This is a genomic window from Phenylobacterium sp. CCH9-H3 (genome assembly GCF_001557235.1).
Classification (GTDB): domain Bacteria; phylum Pseudomonadota; class Alphaproteobacteria; order Caulobacterales; family Caulobacteraceae; genus Phenylobacterium.
Genome location: NZ_LSJI01000170.1, coordinates 1 through 20210, shown reverse-complemented (window position 1 = coordinate 20210; position 20210 = coordinate 1). Strand labels below are relative to the sequence as shown.

The 20210-nt window shown below is 71.4% G+C and carries 13 protein-coding genes and 1 pseudogene; 7 read left to right on the top strand and 7 right to left on the bottom strand.

Annotation, left to right across the window (positions count from 1 at the left end; all coding sequences use genetic code 11):
* Positions 1-181: 181 nt before the first annotated feature.
* Positions 182-1489, bottom strand: a complete 1308-nt coding sequence (locus AX721_RS15030) for an aminotransferase class V-fold PLP-dependent enzyme (protein WP_068876803.1) — start codon at positions 1487-1489, stop codon at positions 182-184.
* A 209-nt stretch (positions 1490-1698) separates the two neighbouring features.
* Here AX721_RS15030 and AX721_RS15025 point away from each other — a divergent pair, with 209 nt between their 5' ends.
* Entirely contained in the window at positions 1699-4980 is a 3282-nt protein-coding gene (locus AX721_RS15025) for a FecR domain-containing protein (RefSeq protein ID WP_068876802.1), read from the top strand.
* Positions 4980-6782, top strand: a complete 1803-nt coding sequence (locus AX721_RS15020; protein ID WP_068876801.1) for a CHASE2 domain-containing protein — start codon at positions 4980-4982, stop codon at positions 6780-6782. Before AX721_RS15025 ends, AX721_RS15020 begins: the two co-directional genes overlap by 1 nt.
* Here AX721_RS15020 and AX721_RS15015 read toward each other — a convergent pair.
* Positions 6779-7270, bottom strand: a complete 492-nt coding sequence (locus AX721_RS15015; RefSeq protein WP_068876800.1) for a flavodoxin family protein — start codon at positions 7268-7270, stop codon at positions 6779-6781. The genes AX721_RS15020 and AX721_RS15015 overlap by 4 nt on opposite strands.
* Before the next feature lie 102 nt (positions 7271-7372).
* Between AX721_RS15015 and AX721_RS15010 the strand changes: the two genes are divergently transcribed.
* Both AX721_RS15010 and AX721_RS15005 read left to right on the top strand, forming a co-directional pair.
* Positions 7373-8734 carry a serine hydrolase gene (locus tag AX721_RS15010; protein WP_068876799.1) on the top strand — a complete coding sequence of 454 codons (1362 nt, stop codon included), beginning with the start codon at positions 7373-7375 and terminating at the stop codon, positions 8732-8734.
* 54 nt (positions 8735-8788) lie between these two features.
* Positions 8789-9646, top strand: a complete 858-nt coding sequence (locus AX721_RS15005; protein ID WP_068876798.1) for a hypothetical protein — start codon at positions 8789-8791, stop codon at positions 9644-9646.
* On the opposite strand, the gene AX721_RS15000 is transcribed toward AX721_RS15005, so the two are convergent.
* Both AX721_RS15000 and AX721_RS14995 read right to left on the bottom strand, forming a co-directional pair.
* Positions 9601-10950, bottom strand: coding sequence for an amidohydrolase family protein (locus tag AX721_RS15000; RefSeq protein ID WP_068876797.1), 1350 nt, complete (start codon positions 10948-10950; stop codon positions 9601-9603). The genes AX721_RS15005 and AX721_RS15000 overlap by 46 nt on opposite strands.
* Positions 10947-12392 carry an amidohydrolase gene (locus AX721_RS14995; RefSeq protein ID WP_068876796.1) on the bottom strand — a complete coding sequence of 482 codons (1446 nt, stop codon included), beginning with the start codon at positions 12390-12392 and terminating at the stop codon, positions 10947-10949. The genes AX721_RS15000 and AX721_RS14995 overlap by 4 nt, the downstream gene beginning before the upstream one ends.
* A 129-nt stretch (positions 12393-12521) precedes the next feature.
* Between AX721_RS14995 and aspS the strand changes: the two genes are divergently transcribed.
* The gene (aspS, locus tag AX721_RS14990) at positions 12522-14303 is read left to right on the top strand and encodes an aspartate--tRNA ligase (protein WP_068876795.1); all 1782 of its coding nucleotides are present in this window, start codon (positions 12522-12524) and stop codon (positions 14301-14303) included.
* A 4-nt stretch (positions 14304-14307) separates the two neighbouring features.
* On the opposite strand, the gene AX721_RS14985 is transcribed toward aspS, so the two are convergent.
* Together AX721_RS14985 and AX721_RS14980 are read right to left on the bottom strand one after the other, a co-directional pair.
* Positions 14308-15336, bottom strand: a complete 1029-nt coding sequence (locus AX721_RS14985) for a pentapeptide repeat-containing protein (RefSeq protein ID WP_068876794.1) — start codon at positions 15334-15336, stop codon at positions 14308-14310.
* Positions 15337-15437: 101 nt separating this feature from the next.
* Positions 15438-17891: a hypothetical protein gene (locus AX721_RS14980; protein WP_068876793.1), complete on the bottom strand. Its 2454-nt coding sequence runs from the start codon at positions 17889-17891 to the stop codon at positions 15438-15440.
* 184 nt (positions 17892-18075) lie between these two features.
* Here AX721_RS14980 and AX721_RS14975 point away from each other — a divergent pair, with 184 nt between their 5' ends.
* A complete protein-coding gene (locus tag AX721_RS14975) occupies positions 18076-18480 on the top strand; it encodes an NADH:ubiquinone oxidoreductase subunit NDUFA12 (protein ID WP_068876792.1) in 405 nt (134 codons plus the stop codon).
* 80 nt (positions 18481-18560) lie between these two features.
* The gene (locus AX721_RS26910) at positions 18561-19319 is read left to right on the top strand and encodes a DUF2155 domain-containing protein (RefSeq protein ID WP_369796643.1); all 759 of its coding nucleotides are present in this window, start codon (positions 18561-18563) and stop codon (positions 19317-19319) included.
* Here the strand turns inward: AX721_RS26910 and aat are convergent.
* A pseudogene (aat, locus tag AX721_RS14970) lies at positions 19289-19906 on the bottom strand (leucyl/phenylalanyl-tRNA--protein transferase); the annotation flags it as partial. The gene AX721_RS26910 and the pseudogene aat overlap by 31 nt on opposite strands.
* Positions 19907-20210: the final 304 nt, after the last annotated feature.

The window sequence follows — 20210 nt, the reverse complement described above, 5'->3', positions numbered from 1 at the left end:
CGAGTTCGGCCTCGAGCTGCCGCACCAGGCCGTCCTGGCCCCGGGCGCGCGCCGCCTCCAGCAGCCGCCGCAGCTCGGGCATGCTCAACGCCGCTAACTGAATCCCCAACATGACGACCGCTCGCCTCCCCAAAGCGCGGTTCAGACCCCGCCGGGAGGTTAACACGGCCCGGCTGCGCCGTCAGGCCATCGCGCGAACGGCCTTCAACGCAAAGTCCACCTCCTCCGGCGTGTTGCGGATCGACGGCGTCAGGCGGACCAGCGGCCGGGCGTAGGGCGCCACCGAGCCCAAGATCTTCCACTCGCGCAGCTTCGCCACCGTTTGCGCCGGCGTCATGCCCGCCACCTCGAACGAGACGATGCCCGCCGACAGGTCCCGCGACCGCGGCGTGGCCAGGGTCACGTGCGGCATGGCGGCGAGGCCGGTCTTCAGCTGGTCGGCCAGCTCCGCCGTCCGATCGGCCACCTGCCTGCGGCCCACCCAGTCGTGGATCACGAACGCATCCGACAGCGCCCAGACGTGCTCGAAAGCCTTGAACCCGCCGGGCGTGAGGCGCGCGCCCGTGCAGTCGGTGGCGGGTGTGCCGCTGATCCAGTCGGAATAGGCGTCGCTCGCCAGGAACGTCGGGATCGTCGGCGCCAGGGCGCTCCACCCGGCCTGGGTTCCGATCACGACGCCCGTGCCGCGCGGCCCGAAGATCCACTTGTGGCAGCCGGCGAAGAACAGGTCGCAGCCCAGCTCCGACAGCCCCACGTCCTGATTGCCGAAGCCATGGACCCCATCGACGGCCAGGATGATCCGGTCGGCTTCGGCCCGGCCGGCGTTCAGGCGGGCGATCTCATGGCTGATCGCGGGGATCGGCATCTTGAGGCCGGTGGACGAGAGCACCCAGGTCAGGGCCACGACGCGGGTGTGGGGCTTGATCTCGCGGACGACGGCCTGGGCCAGTCCGCCTGCGCCCGCCTTCGCCGGATCGGGCAGGCGGATGCGGCGCACGCTGGCGCCGTTGCGCATCGACGCCAGCCGCAGCGACTCATGGGTGACGTAGTAGTCGCGGTCGGTGGTCAGCACCTCCTGACCGGGCCGCAGTTTCAGGCCGTTGTAGACGAGGCCCGCGCCCATGGTGGTGGAGTCGGTCAGCGCCACATCGGCCGCCGGCGCGCCGAAGTACCGGCCGACGCGCTCGCGCGCCACGTTCTGCAGGCGGCGGTTATTCTGCTCGAGATATTCGATCGGCGTCTCGTCCAGGGCGTCGCGATGGCGGGCGATCGCCTCGCGGACCGCCTTCGGGTGAGCGGCGATCAGCATCGCCGACATGTCGACGCGGTCGGACCTCAGTCCGAATTGCGCGCGCACGCGGGCCCAGTCGTTGGCTTGGAAGGCGCGGTGAGGCGCGGGCTGGGCCGGGGCCGGGCTTGCTGCGACCGCGCCGCCGGCCGCGAGCGCCACGCCGCCTGCCTTCAGGAACTCCCGCCGCCCGATCTGCATGTCCCGGTCTCCGCGCCATTAAACGACATCCGCGGACCGGTGTTCCGCCCCGCGGGCCGTAGCTACGAGGCTTGGCCGTGGCGGGATGCGTCGTGGCGATGAAGGCGGTGGCTGCTGCGACGAACCCGCCTGAGCCGCCGGGAAGGCGAACAACGTTGTCCACCGACTCCCAACAGCCTAGCTTGCGCGCTCTGCGAGGGGCTGGGGTGATGAGGCGAGAGGCGGGACGCGCCGGGCTGGCGATTCTGCTGGCGACGGCGGCAACGGGGGCGACGGCGCAGCCTGTGCCCCGTGCTGCGCCTGTCTCCGGCGCCATCGCGGCGGCCAAGGGCGGCGAGACGGCCCTGTTGGTGAGCGAGACCAACCTTCGCCGCGCCGAGGTCCGTCAACAGCTGAAGGCGGGCGACACGCTGCGCACCAACGCGGCGGGCACCCTGGCTATCGTGTTCGCGGACCGGACGCAGATCCGGCTCGGCCGCAACTCCGTGCTGCTGGTGAAGCAGGTGACCGCCGGCGCCCCGTCGGCGCTGCAACTCCAGCAGGGCAGTGTCTGGGGGCGCAGCCCGCGCGGCCGCGCGAACCTGTCGGTCGAGACGCCATCGGCCACTGCCGCCATCCGCGGCACGGACTGGGCGCTCTCAGTCACGGAGGGCGCCACGGCGCTGCAGGTGTTCGACGGCGCGGTCAGCCTGGCCAACGACCTGGGCGCGGTCGAGGTCATGGCGGGCCAGGCGGCGCGGGCGGCTCTGGGTCAGGCGCCGGTCCTGACCGTCCTGGCCGATCCGGTCGGACGCGAGCAGATGCTCTACTTCGTGCGTCGCGAGGACGGGCTTGAGCTGCTCGGTGGGCGCAGTCCGGCCTTCGCGGCGGCCCTGCGCGGCGAGGGTGAACCACCGCCCCTCGATCCCGCCGATCCGCTGAGCTACGTGGGGCACGGCTTCCTGGCCGCCTTTGCCGGAGACCTGCGCGGGGCTCTGGCGCTCAGCCGCGACGGCCTCGCCCGTCATCCGGACGAGCCGGCGCTCCATGCGTTGCAGGCGCGCGCGGCCCTGCTGCTGGGAGACGCTGCGACAGCGGAGGCGGCGGTCGCCGACGCCCTGGGCCGCGATCCACGCAACGCCGCAGCCTTGGCGCTACGGGCCGAGATCAAGGCCGACTACCGCAGCCAGCCATATGCGGGCCTGGTCGACGCCGAGGCCGCCGTGGCGGCCGATCCCCGCCGTCCGGGGGGCTACGCCGTCCTCAGCAAGATCCGGCTGGAGCGGGCCGCCGACCGGGAGGCGCTGGACGCTATACTGGCAGCCTTGGCGCGAGATCCGCAGAATCCCGAACTGCATGCGCGCCACGCCCAGGTGCTGCTGGCGCAGAACCGGGTCCACGAGGCCAAAGCGGCCATCGATCGGTCCCTGGCCCTGGACCCCAGTCGAGCGACCGCGCGCGCCGCGCTCGCGCAGTATCTGGTCGAGACCGGCCAGATCGATGCGGCCCGCGATGAGGTGCTGGCGGCCAGCGCGGACAATCCGGGCTACGCGCGGGCGCTGACGCAGCTTGCGGAGATCGAATACCGCCTCGGCGATGAAGGCGGCGCGCTACAGCAGCTGGACGCCGCCGACCGGCTGGACCCGGAAAGCCCCCTGACGCCGGTCGCCCGGACCGCCATCGCCCTGCACAGCTACCATGTCGACGACGCCATCGCCGGCGCCCGCGAGGCCATCCGCAGGTTCCAGGCCCGGGGTGGGGTCTACGCCAGCCTGTCCGAGAACCGCATCACCGGCAGCTACGCGGCCCAGGCGTTCCGTTTCGCCGGGCTCGACGAGTGGGCCCGCTACTATGGCGACCGCGTGTTCGATAGCTACACGCCGTCCAGCTACTTCGACCAGGCGCTGAACCGGCTGCCGGACCCGACCTTCGTGGCGCCGCTGGAACTGGCCGGGTTCGATGTGGCGTTGGGCAAGTCCATCGCGCCGCTTTCGACCTTTCTCCAGGGGCTGGTGCTGGACCCGCTGGCGGTGACCTACCCCAAGCGCCGCGTGCAGTTCTTCAAGGAGGCGTTCACCGAGGCCAGCCTGTCGACCACCTTCAGTCGCGACGGCGACCTCAGGCGGCCGGCCGTGTTCGCGACCCTGGACGGCCTCGCCCACAGCCCCTTTCCCGTCGCGTACAGCCTCACGGCCGGTCATCGGCAGGCCGACCGCCGCGGAGGAGCGGCGCAGGCCGCGCGGGCGGAGAACGCGGAGTACCTGCGCGGGTGGCTGGGGGCCGAGACCGGGCCTTACGACAACCTCGCCGCCTTCGTCGATCTAGAGCAGCTGACGACCGACGAGGAGGAACCGACCTCGGGCCTGCCTGCGAGCTCGCGCCGCAAGGACGCGGTGCTGTTTGGGTTCTGGAACCACAAGTTCGGCGATCGCGACGTGATGACCGTCGGGGTCGGCCATCGGAACCGCAGCCGGGATCAGGACGTGGCGGGCGGCGCGGCCATCGACTGGGAGAGCCGGTTCACCGTCCTGCACGCGAGCTATCAGAAGAGTTTCGATCGGCTTGACCTGGAAGCCGGGCTCGAAGCGGTGCGCCAGCGCGCGGCGAGCGACACGTCGGGGCCGCCGCTCACCGTGGACGTGAGCCGTTCGCGGTTTCGCCAAGAGCGGGCCTATGTGGACGCGCGCTGGGCGCCCTATGGGCCGCTGATTCTTCAGGGGCAGGCCGCGGTGGTCGACAGCCGCATCCGACAGAGCGGCGCCGCCTTCTATCCCGTGGCGCGGCTGGCGGCGACCGACGACACCACGGTTGACTTCAAGCTGGGCGCGGCCCTGGAACCCGGACCCGGTCACTGGGTGCGCGCGGCCTTCGTTCGCGAGACCTCCAGCGAGGTGGCCTTCACCTTCGCGCCGACCAACCCGGCCGGCCTGCGCGCCGACTATGCGGCCGCCAACTACGCCGGGGCCTTCGACAGCGCGATTGTGCGCTGGGAGGCCGAATGGAGCGCGCGGGTGTTCTCCAGCCTCGAGTACCAGCGCCAGGCGTTTGACGGCTTGGTGATCCAGACGCCGGACGATCAGCCCCGGCTGGGCTTTGCCGACGCGGAGATCGAGCGGTTCCGCGCGGCGATCAACCTTTGGCCAGGCGGAAACGTCGGGCTGGCGGCGAGCTACGCCCGCTCGGACGGCGAGGGGACCCAGCTGTTGGGCGGCGCCGCGCTGCCGGACCGCAGGTTGCCCTACTTGCCGCGCCACTTCGTCCAGACCCAGCTTAGCTGGAGCCACCCGGCGCGGGTGAAGCTGGAGCTGCGCCAGACCTGGGCCAGTTCCGTCGTGGACTTCGCGGGCGACCGGCGGGGCGCGAGCCACGTCACCGATGCAAGCCTGGTGTGGGAGCCGCTCGACAAGCAGGCCGAGGTCAAGCTGGTGGTCGAAAACCTGTTCGGCGCCGACCGTACGATGCGCCCGAGCGCCGGGCGCCTGATCGCCGCCGCCGCGGCGTATCGGTTCTGATGCGCCCGCGCCGCCGCCCGAGCCTGCGCCTCGCCATCGCCCTGGCCGTCGCCCTGGCGGTGACCGCGGCGACGGGCCTGCGGGCTTTCGATGCGATCAGCGGCCGGGCCTTCGATCTGTTGTCCACGATCGCGCCGGCGCATCCGCCGGAGCCCGGCGCGGTGATCGTCGCCATCGACGAGCCGAGCTTCTCGGCGCTGGGGCGTCCGTGGCCCTGGCCGCGCGAGGTGCATGCCGCGCTGATCCGTTCGCTGCGCGCGGCGGGCGCCCGCGCCGTCGCCCTGGATATCGTCTTCGCAGAGCCGTCGGAGCCTGCGGCGGACGCCGCCCTGGCGGCGGCCGCGGGACCGGGAACGTTGTTCGCCGCCGACGAGACCGTCAGCGCGCAGGCTTACGGCGACACCGTCATCCGGACCGAGCCGATCCCTGAACTCCTGGCCGGCGGGGCCCAGGCCGGGGTCGCCAGCCTGTCGATGGACGGCGACGGCGTCCTGCGGCGCATCCCGCGCTATCCCGACGGCTTCGCCGCACAGCTCGCGCGCCTGACAGGCCACCCCGGCGAGCAAGGGCAGGGGGGGCGGCTGATCCAGTACTTCGGGCCGGCCGGGAGCTATCCGCGGGTCTCATACTACCAGGCGCTGGACCCGGCGAAGTACCTGCCGCCCGGCCTGTTCAAGGACCGGGTCGTCATCGTGGGCCTGGCGCTGCAGACGGCTCCCGAGGCAGGGGGTGGCGGCGCAGACGCGTTCGAGACGCCGTGGACCCTCACCACCCGGCAGCTCACCCCCGGCGTGGAAGTGCAGGCGACGCTCTACGACAACCTGGTCCACGGCCTGGGGATCCGCGCCGCGCCCCCAGGGCTGGGCCTGCTCTTCGTGCTGACGTCGGCCCTGCTGGGCTGGCTGGCCACGCGCCCGCATGCGCCGCTTGCCAAGGCCGCGCTGACGCTGGGCGCGATGGCGGCCGGCGTGCTGGCCGCGTGGCTGGCCCTGCGTTTCGGCCGCATCTGGGTCTCGCCGGTCGAGCCCGCCGCGGCCCTGGCCTTCCAGGCGATCGCGCTGTCGGCCTACGACTTCGCCGCCGAACAGCGCCGGCGCCGAGAGGTCCAGGCGGCGTTCTCGCAGTATGTGGCGCCCGCCGTGGTGGAGCGGCTGGTGGCCAATCCCGAGCTGCTCAATCTGGGGGGCGAGACCCGCGACCTGACGGTGATGTTCGCCGACATCCGCGGCTTCACCGGCATCTCCGAGGCGATGAAGGGCGATCCGCAGGGCCTGACCCGGATGATCAACGCTATCCTGACCCCGCTCTCCGAAATCGTGATGGCCCACGGCGGGACGATCGACAAGTACATGGGCGACTGCGTCATGGCCTTCTGGGGCGCGCCGCTGGACGACCCCGACCACGCCCGTCACGCCGTGGCGGCGGCCGAGGCCATGCTGGCGGCGATGCCGGCCATCAATGCCAGCCTGGGCGCCTACGTCCCGCCCGGCCATGTCCTGCCGGCGATCCGGATCGGCATCGGGGTGAATTCGGGGACGTGCGTGGTCGGCAACATGGGCTCGCAGAAGCGCTTCGACTATTCGGTGCTGGGCGACGCCGTGAACGTGGCCTCGCGGCTGGAGGGCCTGTGCAAGACCTATGATGTCCCGCTGGTGATCGGCGAGGCGACGGCGGCCGCCGTCCCGGGCCTCCCCGTGGTCCAGCTCGACCGGATCGCCGTCCGCGGGAAGCAGGAGAGCCAGGCGATCTACACCCTCGGCGCGGCGGGCGCCGCGCAGGCCCGAGCCGTCGCCGCCGGCTAGAAGACGCCCAGGGCCAGACCGACCGCCAGGCCCGCGCCCAGGTCTGCGCAGGCCTTGAGGTCGACGGCGCCCAACGTCTTCTCGGCGGCGATGGCCTCGGGCGTCTGGGCGTGCGTGCCGACGATCAGCGGCTCGGCGATCGGCTTCAGCCGCCAGCCGGTGCAGATCCGGGCCAGCTGGCGCGCCGCGCCGGTTCCATCGCTGCCGGCGGCGATCATCGCGGCATAGGGACGGCCGTTCAGCTGCCCCAGGACCGGATAGTAGTTCCGGTCGAAGAACTCCTTCATCGCCCCGGACATGGTCGCCAGGTTCTCGGGGCAGGCGAAGAGATAGCCGTCGGCGGAGAGCAGGTCGTCCGCCTGCGCCTCGGCCGCCGCCAGCCGCCGCACCTCGACCTCCGGCTCGGCGTCGGCGCCGCGCGCGGCGGCCTCGGCCATCGCCCGTGCGGCGCCGGTCCGCGAATGCCAGACGATGAGGAGTCGCTTCATGGCCGCAGGCTAGAGCATTGCCGGCCTGAAACGCACGCGCGCTTGCGCCGCCGCCGGCGGAACCTAAGCTTGCGCCAACAACTGTTCGGGAGGGGACCCGCCATGCTTCGCACCACCAAGCGCTTCGCCGTCGCCCTGGCGGCCGTCTCGCTGGCGCTCGCGCCGGCGAGCGTCGGCCACGCCCAGTCGGCCAAGCGTGCGCCCGCGGCGTCGGTCAAGGCGACGGGCCTTTCGACGGCGGCTAGCCCCGAGGCCCTGGGCTTCGACAGCGCTCGCCTCGCTAGGCTGGACGCCTACATGGCCGGCGTGGTGGCCCAGGGCCGGGTTCCCGGCATGACCACGCTCCTTGCCCGCCACGGCAAGATCGTCAGCTACAAGACCTACGGCAAGAAGAGCCTGGCCACCGGCGCGCCGATGACCGAGGACACGATCTTCCGCATCTACTCCATGACCAAGCCGATCACCGGCGTGGCGCTGATGATCCTGTTCGAGGAAGGCCGCTGGCGGCTGGACGATCCGGTCACCCGCTACATCCCCGAGTTCAAGACCCTGCGGGTCGTGAAGACCGTCAATCCCGACGGCACGATGGTGCTCGAGGACATGAAGCGGCCGCCGACCATGCGCGAGATCATGAGCCACACGGCCGGGTTCGGCTACGGCCTGCAGGATGAGCATCCCGTCGACAAGATGTACCGCGAAAAGCAGGTCCTGGGCGCGAGCGGCCTCAAGGACATGATCGATCGGACCGCGCAGATCCCGCTGGTCTTCCAGCCCGGGGCCTCGTGGCGCTATTCGTCGTCGGTCGACATCCAAGGCTACATCGTCGAGCGCCTCACCGGCCAGACGCTGGGCCAGTTCATGGCGGAGCGGATCTTCAAGCCGCTGAAGATGAACGACACGGCCTTCTACGTCCCGGCCGACAAGGCCGGCCGGCTCGCCGCGCTCTATGTCGCCAACCGCGAGACCGGCCGGATCGAGGAGGCCAAGACCATCTTCGGCAGCGATCTGCCGACCTATCTCTCGCCGCCCAACATGGAATCGGGCGGCGGCGGCCTGGTCGGCACGACCATGGACTACGCCCGCTTCGCCCAGATGATCGCCAACAAGGGCATCCTCGACGGCGTGCGCATCCTGTCGCCCGCATCGGTCGAGCTGATGGGCACGAACGTGATCTCCAAAGACGCCATCGTCGCCTCGAACGGCAATGGCGTGAGCCGCTTCAACGAAGCCGTCGGCTTCGGCCTCGACTTCATGGTGGTCAAGAACGCCCGCGAAGCCGGCACCCTGGAGGGTGACGGGACGATGAGCTGGGGCGGCGCGGCCGGCACCTGGTTCTGGGTCGATCCCGAGAACGACCTGATCTTCGTCGGCATGATCCAGCGGCTGGGCGGCTCGGGCGGCGACGACCTGGGCGCCATGTCCCGCACCCTCGTCTACCAGGCGCTGGTCGATCCGTCGAAGTAGGCTGATCTATCAGGGCGGCCGTCGCCGAGATCCCTCCAGCGTCGCGAGTGTCCCGTGTTCCAAACGCCTGCGAGGGGTTTCGCGCTCTTCGGCGTCACATCGCTGGCGGCCGTGGTGATCGGCGTCGGCGTGGCCGCGGCGAGCGGCGTTCCGGCAGGCGTGTGGGTCCGCAACCCTGCGACCTGGCTGCTCGGGGTGATCTTGGGCGGACTTCTAGCCGTCGCGGGTGGGCGCGCGGCCGTCGGCTTCCTGGTCGCCGGGCCTCTGGGGCTCGCCGCAACGTTCCTCTCCGCCGGGCAGCTTGGCGTTCACCGCTGGCTCGACCTTGGACCCCTGCACATGAATGCGGCTCAGATCCTGCTGCCGCCGGCGATCGTGGCCTGCGCTGGGGAGGGTAGGGCGCGGCTCTGGCCGTTGGCCGCAGCCGCCGTGATGGCGCTGTTGATCGCCCAGCCGGACGCCTCCCAAGCGACAGCCTTCGGAGCGGCCTTGGTCGTCCTGATCGGTGCGGCGCCATGGTCGCGGGGGCAGCGTCTTGCGGCCACGTTTACCGCCTGCTTGGCGGCCGCGGCCGCCTGGCTCCGACCCGACCCGTTGCAGCCCGTACCGGAGGTCGAGGAAATTCTTCGCCTGGCCTGGGCCGTGTCACCGGCGCTCGCCGTCGTCGCAGGGGTAATGCTGCTCGCGGCCCTAGGCTCGCTCGGCGCCTTCAGGGCGCCGGGAGCACGGGCGCTCAGCGTCTATGCCTTGCTTTCGGCATTGGCGTCATTCGTCGCCCCGTTCCCTGCGCCTCTGGTCGGCATGGCGATGAGTCCGATCCTGGGGCTCTGGCTAGGCGCCGGCATGCTGACAGCCCAGGCCCGGTCTCAGTACGAATATCCCGGCGGCATCGGACGGTTGAGGTCCAGGTAGCGGTCGCGCAGGTCGAGCTGGCGCGAACGCAGGGGCTGGGCCTCGCCGCGGACCAGGATGAGCTGCGGTTTCGATAGCGGCTCGAAGGGGTCGCCCGACCAGATGACGAGGTCGGCGTCCTTGCCCGGCTCCAGCGAGCCCACGCGGCCGGCGACGCCGAAGATCTTGGCCGGGTTGATCGTCACCGCGGCCAGGGCGCCGCCCTTGGTCATGCCGTTGGCGACGGCGACGCCGGCGTTGTAGCGCATCTCGTGCGCCCGGTGGGCGCCGCTGTTGCCCTCGATGGCCACCACGACCCCGGCGGCCTCCAGGCGCGCCGCGTTCTCCATCGTGGCGCCCAGGGTCTCGAAGCTGGTCGGCCGATTGAGGATCGGGTTCAGGATCACCGGTACGCGGGCCGCTGCCAGTTCCGGCGCCACTCGCCAGGCCTCTGCCGCGCCGGTGAGGATCAGCTTGATGTTCTCGTCCCGCGCCAGCTTCAGCACCGCGCGGATGTCGGAGGCCTTGTTGGCCACGGCGACCAGGGGCATCTGCCCGTTCACCACCGGGATCAGCGCCTCCAGGTCGGCCCGGGACAGCGACAGGTCGCGATAGCCGGCGCGCTCGTAGGCGGCGCGGTTGCGCATGTAGGCGCGAACGTCGGCCAGCGCCTCCTTCAGCAGCACGTACTGCGCCCCGCGCGCGCCGCCGGCGACCTTGGCGCCCGCGTCCCCGAACGGCGAGACCATCGCCACCTTCGGCTTCAGCAGCATGTCGGAGCCGCGCGCGAGCTGGATCACCGCCGCCTGGCCGGCGAAGAGATGGTGCGCATTCTCGGACGACGGGGCGCCGGAGGTGGCCTCTGCGCCGCTGTCGTCGTGCTCGCCCGCGCCGCCCTGGCCCCCTTCGGCCCGCGGCGTGACGACCGCGCTGGTGATGCCGCCCAGGCGCGCCACGGGGATCACCACGGAGTCCGGGTTCAGGGCGTACTGCACGTCGAAGGCAGCGCCGAGGTCGGGCGTCTTGACGTCGATGTCGTCGCCGACGGCCGAGACCTCGACGGCGCCCAGCATGCTGTTCACGGCCACGAAGCCGGGGGTCAGGACGCCGCCTTTGGCGTCCACCACCTCAGCGCCCGCGGGCGTCGCGACACTGGCCCCGACCGCCACGATCTTTCCGTCGCGGACCACGATAGTGCCGCTGGGGATCTCGGCGGCGCCGGGATTGAGGATCCGCGCGTTGACGATGGCCACGGTGGCGGCCTGGGCCTCCGGCGCGCTCACCAGGGCGGTGGCGGCCAGCAGGGCGGCGAGGCGGCGGATCATCGGCGGCCCTCCAGGCCCAGTTCGAAGTCGGACCGCGCCTGGAAGCGCGGGTCGTTGCGGTCGTAGGCCAGCCCGCCGTCGATCCAGACCCGCTGGGCGCGCGCATAGATCGAGAAGGGGTTGCCGTCCCAAAGGGTGACGTCCGCGCGCTTGCCGGCTTCCAGGGTGCCGGTCTCGGCCAGGATGCCCAGGGCCTTGGCGGGATTGGCGGTGATCCAGCGGATCGCCTGGGCCTCGGTGATCTGCAGACCCGCCGCCTGGCCCGCGGCCAGGGCCTCGGCCGCCTCCTGGTTCAGGCGTTGGATCAGGTCGGGATCGTCCGACTTGATGATCGCGCAGGCGCCGGCCGCGTCCACCATCGGGACGTTGGCCTCGACCGAGTCGAAGACCTCCAGCTTGGCGCCCCACCAGTTGGTCCAGGTCGCGGCGCAGATGTCGTTCTTGGCCAGCAGGTCGGCGATCTTGTAGGCCTCCACGGTGTGGTGGAAGGCTGTGATGCGGTAGCCGAACTCCTTGGAGATATCGATCATCTGGGCCATCTCGTCGGCCCGGTAGCAGTGGTTCTGCACCAGGATCTCGCCCTTCAGGACGCCCGCCAGGGTGTCGAGTTGCAGGTCGCGCTTGGGCGGGTCGGCCTTCTCGCCGCGGCCGGCCTTGGCGCGGTAATCGTCCCACTTGCGCATGTAGTCGGCGGCGTTGATCCAGGCCGCGCGATAGCCCGCCACATTGCCCATGCGCGTGGACGGAGCCCGCTGCCTGCCGCCGTAGACGCGCTTGGGATTCTCGCCGCAGGCCATCTTCAGCGTGTAGGGCGCGCCGGGGAACTTCATGTCCTGGACCGTGCGCGCCGGGATGTTGCGCAGCGTCACGCCACGGCCGCCGAACAGGTTGGCCGAGCCCGGCAGCACCAGGAGCGTGGTGACACCGCCGGCGCGGGCGAGGTTGAAGCCCGGATCCTGGGGCCACACCGAATGCTCGGCCCAGACCTGCGCTGTGTTCGGGTCGATGGCCTCGTTGCCGTCGGAATGGGCCTGGACCTCGGGGGCGGGATAGACGCCGAGGTGCGAGTGGGTGTCGATCAGGCCCGGGGTGATCCACTTGCCGCGCGCGTCCACCGTCTCGTAGCCGGCGGGGACCGCCAGGCCGGGGCCCACGGCGGCGATCCTGCCGTCACGGATCAGGACCGTGCCGTTGTCGACCTGCGCGCCCGTCCCGGTCAGGACCGTCGCGCCCACCAGGGCCACGGCGCGGCCGGGCAGGGGCCGGTAGCTCGAAGGGAACGGATCCTTGGCGGCGGCGGGATCCAGCCCCTTGGGCAGGGCCGCAGCGGGCTGTGAGGTGGCCGGCCGCTTGTCGGCGGGCGGCTTGGACGCGGTGGTGGCGCAAGCGGCGAGACTTGCGCTGGCGAGGGCCGCAACGGCGGTCCCGATGACTTTGTTCACTGGAGATCCCCGAACAGACGCGGGGATGGGAGAGGTCGCCGGCCCGCCTGTCAAGCGCCTGCGCCTTGACTTTCCCGGCCCCCCGTGCGCCCTTCCGCGCCTCGTAAAACACCCGATTTCCCGAGACAAATGCACGCCTACCGCACTCATACCTGCGGCGCGCTTCGCGCCGCCGACACCGGCAAGACCGCCCGGCTTTCGGGCTGGATCCACCGCAAGCGCGATCATGGCGGGCTGATCTTCATCGACCTGCGCGACCACTATGGCCTGACGCAGCTGGTGCTGAGCCCCGGCACGCCCGGCTTCGAGGTGGTCGAACACCTGCGCGCCGAGAGCGTGATCCGGGTGGACGGCGAGGTTGTCGCCCGCTCGGCGGACACCGTGAACCCGAACCTGCCGACCGGGGAGGTCGAGCTGAAGGTCAAGGAGGTGACGGTCCTGTCCAAGGCGGACGAGCTGCCGCTGCCGGTCTTCGGCGAGCCGGACTATCCTGAGGAGATCCGGCTCAAGAACCGCCACCTCGACCTGCGCCGCGAGACCCTGCACAAGAACATCGTGCTGCGGTCCAAGGTGATCCAGTCGATCCGCAACCGGATGATCGGCCAGGGCTTCCTGGAGTTCCAGACCCCGATCCTGACCGCCAGCTCGCCGGAAGGCGCGCGCGACTTCCTGGTGCCCTCGCGGCTGCACCCGTCGCAGTTCTACGCGCTGCCGCAGGCGCCGCAGCAGTTCAAGCAGCTGCTGATGGTCTCAGGCTTCGACCGCTACTTCCAGATTGCGCCCTGCTTCCGCGACGAGGACCTGCGTGCGGACCGTAGCCTCGAGTTCTACCAGCTCGACGTCGAGATGAGCTTCGTCACGCAAGAGGACGTGTTCGCCGCCATCGAGCCGGTGATGCACGGCGTGTTCGAGGAGTTCGCCGACGGCAAGCCGGTGACGCCGTACCCGTTCCCGCGCATCCCGTACCGCGAGAGCATCGCCAAGTACGGCACCGACAAGCCCGACCTGCGCAACCCGATCCAGATGCAGGACGTGTCCGAGCACTTCCGCGGCGGCGGCTTCGGCCTGTTTGCGCGGATCCTCGAAGACAAGAAGAACGCCGTCTGGGCGATCCCCGCGCCCAAGGGCGGCAGCCGCGCGTTCTGCGACCGCATGAACAGCTGGGCGCAGGGCGAGGGTCAGCCCGGCCTGGGCTATATCTTCTGGTCCGAGGACCAGGGCGGCTGGGGCGGCCCGATCGCCAAGAACCTGGGCGCGGAGAAGACCGACGCCGTTATGGGCCAGATCGGCATGGGGCAGGGCGACGCCGCCTTCTTCGTGGCCGGCGATCCCAAGGCGTTCGCCAAGTTCGCCGGGTCCGCGCGGACCAAGGTCGGCACGGACCTGAAGCTGGTCGACGAGGATCGCTTCGAGTTCGTCTGGATCGTCGATTTCCCGATGTTCGAGATGAACGAGGAGACGAACCGCGTCGACTTCTCGCACAACCCCTTCTCGATGCCGCAGGGCGAGCTGGAGGCCCTGCAGACCAAGGATCCGCTGGATATCCTGGCCTATCAGTACGACATCGTCTGCAACGGCTACGAGCTGTGCTCGGGCGCGATCCGGAACCACCTGCCGGAGATCATGCTCAAGGCCTTCGAGATCGCAGGCTACGGGCCGGAGGTAGTCGAGGAGCAGTTCGGCGGCATGCTGAACGCATTCCGTCACGGCGCGCCGCCCCACGGCGGCCTGGCGCCTGGCATCGACCGGATCGTCATGCTGCTGGCCGGCCAGGTCGCGATCCGCGAGGTCATCGCCTTCCCGCTGAACCAGCAGGGTCAGGACCTGATGATGAACGCGCCGTCCGAAGTCGCGGACAAGCAGCTGAAAGAGCTGCACATTCGCCTCGCCCCGCCCATCAAGGCGGGGTGACGGCTCAGCCGGCGACCGGGAGGAAGTAGCGCGGGGACGGCGGTTGCGGCGGTTGCGGGGGCGTCGGCACGGCCGGCATCGCCGGGACCATCCGCATCGCCGGCTTCGGCGTATCGTGGCGCAGGATCAGGCGCACGCCATTGCAGGCGCGGATCGCCAAGCCGCGCGGCAGCCGCGTCCGTGTGTCGCCGCAGGCGTCGTCGAGCTGTTCCTGGTTGAGCCCTTCGGCGTTCGACAGGTCGACGCCGTGCAGGCTGGTCCGTGTCAGGTCCGCGCCCCGGAAATCGGCGCCGTCGAAGGACGATCCCGAGAGATTGGCGTGGGTCAGGTCGGCGCCCCGAAACGAGGCGCCCGTGAACGTGCCGTGGCTCATCGCGGCGCCCGTCAGGTCGGCGGCCTGGAACACCGCTCCGGACGCCTCCACGCGGCTGAGGTTCGCGCCCTGCAGGTCCGCGGAACGCAGGGTCGCGCCGCCCAGCCGCGCGCGGATGAAATTCGCGCCTTGAGCGTCGATGTCGGACAGCGTCGCTCGCGACAGGTCCGCACTCTCGAAGACGACCCCGCGCAGCGTCGCCGAACGCAGATTGGCGCCCACCAGGATCGCCCGGCGGAAATTGGCGCCCGTTGCTTCGCTGTCCGAGAGGTCGGCGCGGGTCAGGTTGGCCGTGGCGAAGACCACGCCGTTCGCCTCGGTCGAGCGCATCCGCGCGCTGGTGAGATTGGCGCCCGAGAAGTTGGCGCCGCTCATCGCCGAGTCGGAAAGGTCGGCCTTGGTGAGATCGGCGCCGGCGAAGACCGAGGCGTGGAACTTGGCGTCCTGGAGATTGGTCCCGACCATGGTCGCGCCGGAGAAATTCGCGCCGATGATGCGCGCGCCCGACATGTTCCGGCCCGAGAGCTCGCACTTCACGCAGGAGCCGCCGAACGAGTCTTGCCGCCGGACGACCGGCTCGCCGGCCATCGCCTCGCCCGCGATCGAACCGATCGCGAAGGCGGCGGCCGTGGCGGCCAGGAGGCGGGGGTTACGCAACATCAGGCAGGCGGTTCCTTGCAGTCAGGCTGTCACCTCTGCCTGCTCGCCCTCGGGGGCGCCACTTAAATCGCGGTAACTTCAGGGGTCTTGGGTGCGACCTTCTAGCCCGTCTGATCCTCGGGAAGCCTGCCGGCGCGCGTCCCGCAGGTCTCGCAGATCAAGGCCTGGCCCTTCTTCACGACGGCTATGTCGCCGCAGGCCGCGCAGACCTCGGCTGTCGCCATGGCCGCAGGCCCAACGCCCCGGTTGGCGGACGGCAGGAACACAAGGTTGTCGGGGGCCGCGCCCCGTGCAAACCCGCGCGAGATGAACCGCGACGCCGGCTGGGGCTGGGGCTCCTCGACCGCCACCGCCGCATCCGCCTTGCCCCGGCCCAGGCCGTCGGCGTTGAGCTCGCCGGGGTCGGCGCTCGCCAGCTCGTTTCGGCCCAGGTAGCTGATCCCGAGCTCGCGGAAGATGTAGTCCAGGATCGAGGTGGCGGACTTCACCGTATCGTTGCCGGTGACGCTGCCGGCCGGCTCGAAGCGGGTGAAGACGAACGCGTCCACGAACTCGTCCAGCGGCACGCCGTACTGCAGGCCGATCGAGATCGCGATGGCGAAGTTGTTCATCAGCGAGCGGAAGGCCGCGCCTTCCTTGTGCATATCGATGAAGATCTCGCCCAGCTGGCCGTCGTCGTACTCGCCGGTGTGCAGATAGACCTTGTGGCCGCCCACGCTGGCCTTCTGGATGTACCCTTTCCGGCGGTCGGGCAGCTTCTGACGGGTGCGTTCGCGCTCGACGATCCGCTCGACGATCCGCTCCTCGGGCTGGGCCGGCGCCGCGGGCCGGGCCGGCAGCTCGGCCACCGGCGGGATCTCGAGGGCCAGGGCGGCGGGCGGCGCGGCCCGGCGCGGGCGGATGGCGATGTCGGCGGCGGCGAGCAGGGCCTCGACCTCGGCGAGGCTCGCGTCCCAGGCCAGCCGGACCGTCAGGATCGGCGGGACGTCCAGCGCCGGCGCCAGGGCCGCCAGCATCGCCGCCTCGGCGGCGGCCGGCAGTTCGGCGGCGCCGCGCAGCACCCGCCGCTGGTCTTCGTTCAGGAAGCGGGCCTCCGCCAGGTCGGCCGCACCCAGCGCGTGGGCTTCGGCGGCGGCGACCTCTTCGGCGCTGAAGCCGGCCAGGGCGAGCACGTCGAGCGCCGGGTCGGCCAGCTGCTCAGGCGTCGCGCCCAGGACGTCGCGCAGGAAGCCTTCGCCGACGACGGTGGGGGCGAAAGCCTGCGCCAGGCTGGAGATGAACGGCAGTTCGGCCTCCACCGCGGCGATCTCCAGGCTGGTGAAGCCGCGCGCCGCCAGCGCCTGGGCGCTCACGCCGGGCGCCTCGGTCAGGCTGCGGTGGCCCAGCAGGGCGTCCCGCGTCGCGGCGAGGTCGGCGCCCGTGGCGGCGATCCCCAGGATGGCGGCTTCGGAAAGCACTCTCACGGTCTCGCCGTCGGCGGTCTCCGCGACGGTCACCGGTCCGGCCCAGGGCGCCGCGTCCAGCCGCGCGCCCAGGCGCAGCGCCAGGTCGGGATTGCTTACTAGGCCCAGGCGAAGATCGAGGTCCAACCCATCGATGGCGTCACGGGCGGCCTGGAACAGGTTGCGGCTGGCCTGGCGGGCCTCCTGGCTGTCGTAGTCGAAGCCGTGGGCCACGAGCCATTCGCCCAGCCCGCCCAGCGCGAGCAGCGCCGGACCGTCGGCCTCGGCGCCCACGGCGATGGCGGCCAGTTTCACCGCCTCGACGAACGCCGCCTCGTCGAAGGCGGCCTCCCGCCAGAAGGCCATAAGTTCCAGGCCGGCGCAGGCCAGGCCCGAAGCCTCGACGATGGCCGCCGCGGCGACCTCGTCGGGGGCGACGATCACCCGGCCGGTGGTCCAGGCCGCACGGGCGGCGGCCGTCCCGCCGGCCCCGCGGTCCACCACCACGGGGGCTGAGGCGACCTGCGCCGGCGGGGCGCAGAGCCACTCCCTCTCGCCGCCGCGGGCGAGGGCGATCGCCTCCAGGATCGTGGCGTCGGGCGCGCCCGCGGCGCGGGCGGCGTCGGCGGCGCGGGCCAGGCTGGTGTTCCGGGCCGGATCGGCGCAGGCGTCCGGGCCACCCTCGCAACGGAGCACAGCGTCCATGACCGCCTGCAGGCGGGCCTTCAGCAACCCCGCGGCGGCCTGGGCCGCCTCGCGTCCGCGGTGCATTGCGGTGAACGCGTCCAGCGAGGACGCACTGGACGCCAGCGCCTCCCACGGCCCTGAGGCAGGGGAGAGGGCGACGAAGCCCAGCATCATCGCCTCGGTGATCGCCTCGCGGAACCGGGTCCGGCTCTTCAGGTCCTTGGTGAGGCCGCGGGCATGCGCCTTGCCCGCCAGTGCGTAGGCGTACTGCAGGACCGCGGCGGCGAGGTCGGTCCGCCCGCCGGCCCAGTCGATCCAGGCTTCGACCCGGGCGTTGGTGAAATGGGCAGGCGCCTCGACCTCGACCAGGCGATCGCCCAGCTCCAGGATCCGCCCCTCGATTCCCGCGCGCGACGTCTCGGTCATGATGCGGTCCGACTCCCTGACACGCGAGCCTAGGCGGCGCCGAGGCTAGGGAGCAATAGATGTTGGGTGTGTCGTCAGCTTCATCCCCAACATATTGCTGTCGGACCGCAACGCGCCCCGCGCTGGACGCTCCGAGGGCGCCCGCCTATAGTCCGGCCGAATTTCGAGCCCCGAGAGCCCTGATTTGTCCGTCCTGAAGACGATCTTCACCTGGTGGAACGGCGCCACGACCGGCATCCACTTCACCACCTGGCGCCGCGGCCGCTTCGTCGGCCAGGACGAGCTGGGCAACCGGTACTACGAGGCCCGGGACGACCGCGACAGCTACGACAAGGGCCGCAAGCGGCGCTGGGTGATCTACAAGGGCTACGCCGACGCCTCGAAGGTGACGCCCGACTGGCACGGCTGGCTGCGCTACACCTTCGACGAGCCGCCGACCACCGAGCCGCTGCTGCGCCGTTCGTGGGAGAAGGACCACCTTCCGAACCTGACCGGCACCATCTACGCCCGCCGGCCCAAGGGCGCGATCTCGCGGGGCGGCGACCGCCAGCGCGCGACCGGCGACTACGAGGCCTGGACCCCGGAATAGCCGTGGGTACGCGCCGCACCCCCAGTCTGTCCGTTGGCCGCGCGGCGCTTGGCGTGGCCCTGGGTGCGGTCCTGACCGGCATGGTCGCGGCCCAGCCCACCGCCCCGCAAGCGCCCACGCCCGCCGAAGCGCCGCCCGCGCCCGTCGCGGGGCCGGTGGCGGAAGAAGCGCCCCCCGCCGCGGTCTCGACGCCAACGCCGACGGTGGCGCCGCCCGTCACGGCCAGCGAGGTCGCCCCGGCCGTCGCGCCGAAAGAACAGGTGGCCGAGAAGCCGGTGGCCGCCCCCATCCGCCGCGCCCGCTACAACATCGCCGTGCTGCAGGCGCTGGACAAGGTGACTGCCGAGACGCTGCGCTTCGAGGCCGCGGTCGGCCAGCCGGTGCGCTGGAAGGGCCTGGTGTTCACCGTGCGCGCCTGCGAGCGCTCGGCGCCCGACGAGGCCATCGAGGATTCGATCGTCTACCTGACCATCGACTCCCAGCCGCGGCCCCAGCCGGGCCGACCCACGCCGCCGCCGCGCCAGGCGTTCAAGGGCTGGATGTTCGCCTCCTCCCCGGGCCTGAACCCGGTCGAGCACGCGACCTACGACGCCTGGGCGATCAGCTGCAGGGCCAGCGCGCCGGCGCCGGCCGTGGCGGCCGCGCCCGCTCGTCCGCCCGCGGCCAAGGCGCCCGAGGCGGCCGAGCCCAAGCTTCTGGAGTTGCCGGCGGCCAAGCCCGCGGCGGCGCCGACGAACGGGACGCCACCGTCCGCCCCGACGCCGGAGCCCAAGGCTGCCCCGGCGCCGAAGGCCGCGCCCGCCGCTGCGCCCGAAACGCCAGCCGTCCCGCCGACGTAGAAGCCGGCCTCGACCTCCAGCGCCTTCGCCAGGCGGCGGTGATAGGCCGAGCGGCTGATCTCCTCGGCGCCGAACTGGCTCAGGTGGTCGGTCATGAACTGGGTGTCCAGCAGCACGAACCCACCCGCGATCAGCCGCGCCACCAAGTGCACCAGCGCCACCTTCGAGGCGTCGCGCCGGCGTGAGAACATGCTCTCGCCGAAGAAGGCCCCCTTCAGCGACACGCCATAGAGTCCGCCCACGAGTTCGTCGTCCGCCCAGCACTCGACGCTGTGCGCGCGGCCCATGTGGTGAAGCTGCAGGTACAGGTTCTCGATGGGCCGGTTGATCCAGGTCTCGGTGCGCCCCGGGCCGGACGCGGCGCACTCCAGCACCACCCGATGGAAGGCGGTGTCGAAGCGAACCTCGAACGAATCGGCCCGGACCGTGCGCGCGAGCCGCCGCGGCACGTGGAACCGGTCGAGCGGAATCACCCCACGCCGCTCGGGATCGATCAGGAAGACGCGCGCGTCCTCACGCGCATCGGCCATGGGAAACACGCCGCGGGCGTAGCAATCGAGCAGGTCGCGGGCGTCGAAGGCGGACATGCCTGACGTCTAGCGGGCCGCCGCGCGGCGGGGAATAAGCCGTTCCCAGCGGCGGACCGCGTCCTGTGCCCCGCCTCACCGCCGAACGTGGGCAAAAGCAAATGTTCGGGCGAGGCGGGGCAAATCCGCCCCCGACAGGTTGGGGTATGCCCAGCTCCCGTCCCGTCGTCCTGTTCTGCGGTGGCCTCGCCGGAGACGGCGTCGCGCGCAATACCGTTCACCTCGCCAATGCGCTCGCGCGGCGCGGCGCCGCGGTCAACGTCACCTGTCTGGACGGCGGCGCCCTGGCGGCGGATCTCAAGGG

Bases quoted from the DNA above. Each gene is read 5' to 3' on its own strand.
- AX721_RS15030 (WP_068876803.1), bottom strand. From the start codon at position 1,489: ATGCAGATCGGGCGGCGGGAGTTCCTGAAGGCAGGCGGCGTGGCGCTC.
- AX721_RS15025 (WP_068876802.1), top strand. From the start codon at position 1,699: ATGAGGCGAGAGGCGGGACGCGCCGGGCTGGCGATTCTGCTGGCGACG.
- AX721_RS15020 (WP_068876801.1), top strand. From the start codon at position 4,980: ATGCGCCCGCGCCGCCGCCCGAGCCTGCGCCTCGCCATCGCCCTGGCC.
- AX721_RS15015 (WP_068876800.1), bottom strand. From the start codon at position 7,270: ATGAAGCGACTCCTCATCGTCTGGCATTCGCGGACCGGCGCCGCACGG.
- AX721_RS15010 (WP_068876799.1), top strand. From the start codon at position 7,373: ATGCTTCGCACCACCAAGCGCTTCGCCGTCGCCCTGGCGGCCGTCTCG.
- AX721_RS15000 (WP_068876797.1), bottom strand. From the start codon at position 10,950: ATGATCCGCCGCCTCGCCGCCCTGCTGGCCGCCACCGCCCTGGTGAGC.
- aspS (WP_068876795.1), top strand. From the start codon at position 12,522: ATGCACGCCTACCGCACTCATACCTGCGGCGCGCTTCGCGCCGCCGAC.
- AX721_RS14985 (WP_068876794.1), bottom strand. From the start codon at position 15,336: ATGTTGCGTAACCCCCGCCTCCTGGCCGCCACGGCCGCCGCCTTCGCG.
- AX721_RS14980 (WP_068876793.1), bottom strand. From the start codon at position 17,891: ATGACCGAGACGTCGCGCGCGGGAATCGAGGGGCGGATCCTGGAGCTG.
- AX721_RS26910 (WP_369796643.1), top strand. From the start codon at position 18,561: ATGGTCGCGGCCCAGCCCACCGCCCCGCAAGCGCCCACGCCCGCCGAA.